This window comes from Mycobacterium talmoniae (assembly GCF_001854525.1).
GTDB classification, from domain to species: domain Bacteria; phylum Actinomycetota; class Actinomycetes; order Mycobacteriales; family Mycobacteriaceae; genus Mycobacterium; species Mycobacterium talmoniae.
Window position 1 is genome coordinate 1 of the sequence record NZ_MLQM01000257.1, and the last position, 4,767, is coordinate 4,767.

Annotated in this window: 4 protein-coding genes; 3 read left to right on the forward strand and 1 reads right to left on the reverse strand. The window is 72.8% G+C overall.

Annotation, left to right across the window (positions count from 1 at the left end; genetic code table 11):
* Positions 1-951, reverse strand: a 951-nt coding sequence (locus BKN37_RS25795) for a PPE family protein (RefSeq protein ID WP_131823703.1), incomplete at its 3' end; no start/stop codon positions are given.
* 350 nt (positions 952-1,301) lie between these two features.
* Between BKN37_RS25795 and BKN37_RS25800 the strand changes: the two genes are divergently transcribed.
* The 3 genes from BKN37_RS25800 to BKN37_RS25810 all read left to right on the forward strand — a co-directional run.
* Complete coding sequence (locus BKN37_RS25800) at positions 1,302-2,063, forward strand: thioesterase II family protein (RefSeq protein WP_071029991.1); 762 nt, start codon at positions 1,302-1,304, stop codon at positions 2,061-2,063.
* A complete protein-coding gene (locus BKN37_RS25805) occupies positions 2,053-3,369 on the forward strand; it encodes a beta-ketoacyl [acyl carrier protein] synthase domain-containing protein (protein ID WP_071029993.1) in 1,317 nt (438 codons plus the stop codon). Before BKN37_RS25800 ends, BKN37_RS25805 begins: the two co-directional genes overlap by 11 nt.
* On the forward strand, positions 3,369-4,767 hold a 1,399-nt coding region (locus tag BKN37_RS25810; RefSeq protein WP_131823704.1), incomplete at its 3' end, for an acyltransferase domain-containing protein. The genes BKN37_RS25805 and BKN37_RS25810, both read left to right, overlap by 1 nt.

The window sequence follows — 4,767 nt, forward strand, 5'->3', positions numbered from 1 at the left end:
GCTCGGCGCCGGGGCCGGCGTCGAGGAGCCCGGAATCGGGGTGGCGACCCCGGGCGCCGAGCCGGGCTGGGGGGTGCGGACCAGCGAAGGCGCCGGGGCCGGCGCCCCGGGCTCGGCGGCGACGGCCGGCGGTGACGTCTGACCGGCCCGTTCGGCGAGCAGGTTGAGCCCCACCCCGATCGCGATGGGCAGCGCCAGCGCCGCGGCCGGCCCCAGATAGAACGGCAGCGGCCAGGGGATCACGTTGTAGCCGATGACGAACAGCAGCGGGCCCCAAGTCGTCAGCGCCGCAGCCGGATTGGTCGCGAACGCGCTGAGAATCTTTTGCAGGGTCCCGACCGGGTTCTGCAAGAACTGCAGCAGCTGCTGATAGATGTTGGACGACGAGTTGGTCGCGGCCGGGTTCGCGTCGGATTTCAGCACGGTCGGCGCCGGGCCGCTGCGCGGCACCGCGGCCACCGCCGCGCCGGAGACGGTCTGATACGCGCCCATCGTGGCGGCGGCCTGGACCCACATCCGCGCATAGTCGGCCTCGTTGACCGCGATCGGGATGGTGTTGATCCCGAAGAAGTTCGTGGCCACCAGCACCCCGTGCGTGAGGTGGTTGGCCGCCAACTCCGCCAGCGTCGGCATCCCGGCCAGCGCGCTGCTGTAGGCGGTGGCGACCGTCTCGTGCTGGGCGGCCGTCGCGGCGCTGTTCGCGGCGGCCTCGGTCAGCCAGGACAGGTACGGCAGGTGCGCGGCCACATACTCCTCGGCGCTCGGCCCCTGCCAGGCACCGGCCTGCACCGCCGCCAGCAGCGTGGTCAACTCCTCGGCGGTGGCGGTGTATTCGGTGCTCAACGCGGTCCACGCCCCGGCGGCGGCCAGCAACGGGCCCGGCCCGGGGCCGCTGCTCAGCAACGCCGAATGCACCTCGGGTGGCGAGGCCATCCAGATCGGAGCGGGCATCTGTCCTCCCTCACCGGTGGTCGGTGGTCGCGACCAGGGTCGCGGTGCTCGGACCGGACGAGCAGCGATCCTCCCCGTTTCGGCATAAAACCGCAACTGCGGATTAATAACGGTGATTTTTCCGTATCTGCGTTAGAGTGGCCACGGGAGAAGAGGGTTGAACAGGGTCGTTCGGCTTCGCCGGTTCCCGCGGCGGTAGGCCGGGCCCTGTTGGGTAGGCGTGTCTTCGATGCCGCCGGTAGGGTAGCCTCCACAAAAGTTAGGGCAGCCTTTACTAATTTACGGAGGGGTGTTGTGAGTCGTGCCGCCGCGAGTTCGGAGCCCTCGATCGCTACGCGGGCATCGACACGATGACCACCACGCTGACGGCGGCGACCGGATTCCCGGCGTGGATCAAGCACGTCCCGGGGCGCGGTGCGCGACAACCGGCCGGCGCCACCGTGATCTTCCCGCACGCCGGCGGAACCGCGGCGAGCTACCGGGTGTTGGCGGCGGCGTTGGCCGGCGGCGGCGACGCCTACCTCGTGCAGTATCCGCAGCGCGCTGAGCGATTCGCCGACCCGGCCGCCGACACGCTGCCCGATCTGGCCCGGGATTTGTTCGACGCGGGCAGCTGGGACGCGGTCGGCCCGCTGCGGTTGTTCGGGCACAGCATGGGTTCGCTGGTCGCCTTCGAGTTCGCCCGGATCGCCGAACAGCGCGGCGCGGCCGTGCGCAAGCTGTGGGTGTCGGCGGGCCCGGCGCCGTGCACGGTCGCCGGGCTGCCGACGTTGCCGACCGACGACGCCGGCCTGCGCGCCGACATCGCCGACCTGGGCGGCACCGACCCCCGGCTGCTGGCCGACGAGGAGTTCGCCGAGCTGCTGACGGTCGCGGTGCGCGGCGACTACCATGCGCTCAACCGGTACCGCTGCGGCCCCGACGTGGCGATCCGTGCCGACATCCACGCCGTCGGGGGCCGCGCCGACCACCGGGTCGACGCCGAATCGCTGCGCCGCTGGGCGCGCCACACCACCGGCACCTTCGGGTTGTCGTTCTACGACGGCGGCCACTTCTACCTCAACGAGCACATCGAGGCGGTCGCCGCCCAGGTCAATGCCGATGTCCGATAACCGGATTCCCGCCGAGGCCGACCCGGTGGTCATCGTCGGTATGGCGCTCGAGGCACCCGGGGAGGTGGACAGCGCCGAGGACTACTGGGCGCTGCTGTCGCAGCAACGCGAAGCGCTCAGCCCGTTTCCCACCGATCGGGGCTGGCCGATCCGCGACCTGCTGACCGGTTCACGCCGCGACGGCTTCAAGCGGATCCACGATTCCGGCGGCTTCCTCAGCGGGGCAGCGGCATTCGACCCCGGGTTTTTCGGCATCTCGCCGCGGGAAGCCACCGCGATGGACCCGCAGCAACGGGTCACCCTGCGGGTGTCGTGGCGGGCGCTGGAGAACAGCGGCATCAACCCCGACGACCTGGCCGGCCACGAGGTGGGCTGCTATGTCGGCGCCTCGGTGACCGGATACGGACCCGAGATGGCCGAATTCTCCCGCCACAGCGGACATCTGATCACCGGCACCGCGCTCGGAGTGATCTCCGGGCGGGTCGCCTACACGCTGGGCCTGGCCGGCCCGGCGCTGACCGTGGACGCCTCCTGCGCGTCGGCGCTGGCCGCGTTCCACGTCGCCGTGCAGTCGGTGCGGGCCGGCGACTGCGACCTGGCCTTGGCCGGCGGGGTCTGCGTGATGGGCTCACCGGGTTTCTTCGTGGAGTTCTCCAAACAGCACGCCCTGTCCGACGACGGCCGCTGCCGGCCCTACAGCGCGCAGGCCAGCGGCACGGTGTGGGCCGAAGGGGCGGCGATGTTTGTGCTGCAACGCAAGTCGGCCGCGCTGCGGGATCGGCGGCGCATCCTGGCCGAAATCCGCGCCAGCGCGGTCAACCAGGACGGCCGCAGCGCGGGCCTGACCGCCCCCAGCGGCGCCGCCCAGATCCGGCTGTTCCAGCGCGCCATCGACCAGGCCGGCCTGCGGCCCGAGCAGGTGGCGATGGTGGAGGGGCACGGCACCGGCACCCAGCTCGGCGACCGCACCGAGTTGCAGTCCCTGGCCGCCACCTACGGCGACACCACACCCGGCGGCGGCGCGCTGCTGGGGTCGGTGAAATCCAATGTCGGCCACGCCCAGGCCGCCGCCGGGGCGCTCGGCCTGGCCAAGGTGTTGGTCTCCGCCGAGCATGCCGCCATCCCGCCCACCCTGCACGCCGAGCAGGCCAGCCGCGAAATCGACTGGGACAGCCAGGGGTTGCGGCTGGCCCAGCGGCTGACCCGGTGGCCCGCGGTGAACGGGCAGCGGATCGCGGCGGTGTCCGCGTTCGGGATGAGCGGCACCAACGCCCACCTGATCGTGTCCATCCCGGAGGTCGTCTGATGCCAGGCCACGCACTGCCCGACGGCCGGATCCCGGTGCTGCTCACCGCGCATGAGGAGGACCTGATCGGTCGGGACGCCGCGGCGATCCTGGCCTATCTGCGCCGGGCACCGGAGTCGGTCACCCCGGCCGCGGTGGCCGCCACCCTGCTGCGGACCCGACGGGTGCGCCGGCACCGAGCGGTGCTGCGCGCGGCCGACGACGCCGAGCTCGCGGCGGGGCTGGCGGCGCTGGCCGACGGCGACGAGCACCCGCTGGTGGCCCGGTCCTCGGCCACCGCGGCGCCGCGCACCGCGTTCGTGTTTCCCGGCCAAGGCAACCAGTGGCCGGCGATGGGCGCCGAAGCCTACCAACGGATCCCGGTCTATCGGGCCGAGGCCGACCGCTGCGCGGCGGCGTTCGACGCGGCCGGGATCGCCTCGCCGCTGCCGTACCTGGTCGCCGAGCAGCCGCCGGACGTGTCCCAGCTGCACATCCAGGGCGCCCAGTTCACCCACGCCGTCGCGATGGCGCAGCTGTGGCGGTCCTGCGGCGTGCTGCCCGACCTCACCGTGGGACACAGCCTGGGGGAGGTGGCGGCGGCCTATGCGGCCGGCGCGATCACCCTGCCGGACGCGGTCGCCGTGGTGGCCGCCCGCGCCACTGTGGTGGACACGCTACCGGGACGCTACGGCATGGCGGTGCTGGGCGTCGGGCTTCCCGACGCCGAGCGGCTCGCCGCGGAAACCACCGGCTGGCTGGAGGTCTCGGTGGTCAACGCCCCGTCGTCGACGGTGCTGTCCGGGGACCGCGACGCGGTGGCCGCCGTGGTGGCGCTGGCCGAACAGCGCGGCGTGTTCGTCCGCGAGATCGCCGTGGACTTCCCCGCCCACACCAGCGCGCTGGAACCGCTGCGCCCCACCTTGGCGCGGCTGCTGCCGGCGTCGGCGTTCCTGGACACCCCGGTGGAGTTCATCGGCGCCGCCACCGGCGCCGTGGTGCCCGCCGGCACCGGCTTCACCGACTACTGGTACGCCAACCTGCGCAACACCGTCCGCTTCGATCGCGCCGTGCAGGCCGCCACCGGCCGCGGCATCGGCGCCTTCATCGAACTGTCTGCGCACCCGTCGCTGCACTACGCGCTGTCCGATCTCGTCGACCCGGACTGCGGGGCACTGATTTTGGGCTCCGGGCGGCGCGACCAGCCGGTGCTCGACGAGGTCTCGGCCAATATCGCCGCCGCCGCGCTCGCCGACCCCGGCTACCGGTGGGCCGACGTGACCCCGGTGAGCGACCATCCGCCGCTGCCCGGATTCCCCAACGCGCCGATGCGGGCGCTGCACCTGTGCTGGCTCTTATGCAGATGTGGCGGTGGCGTGGGCGTGGGTGGGGGCGGGGGGCGTCCCCCCGGCGCGGGGG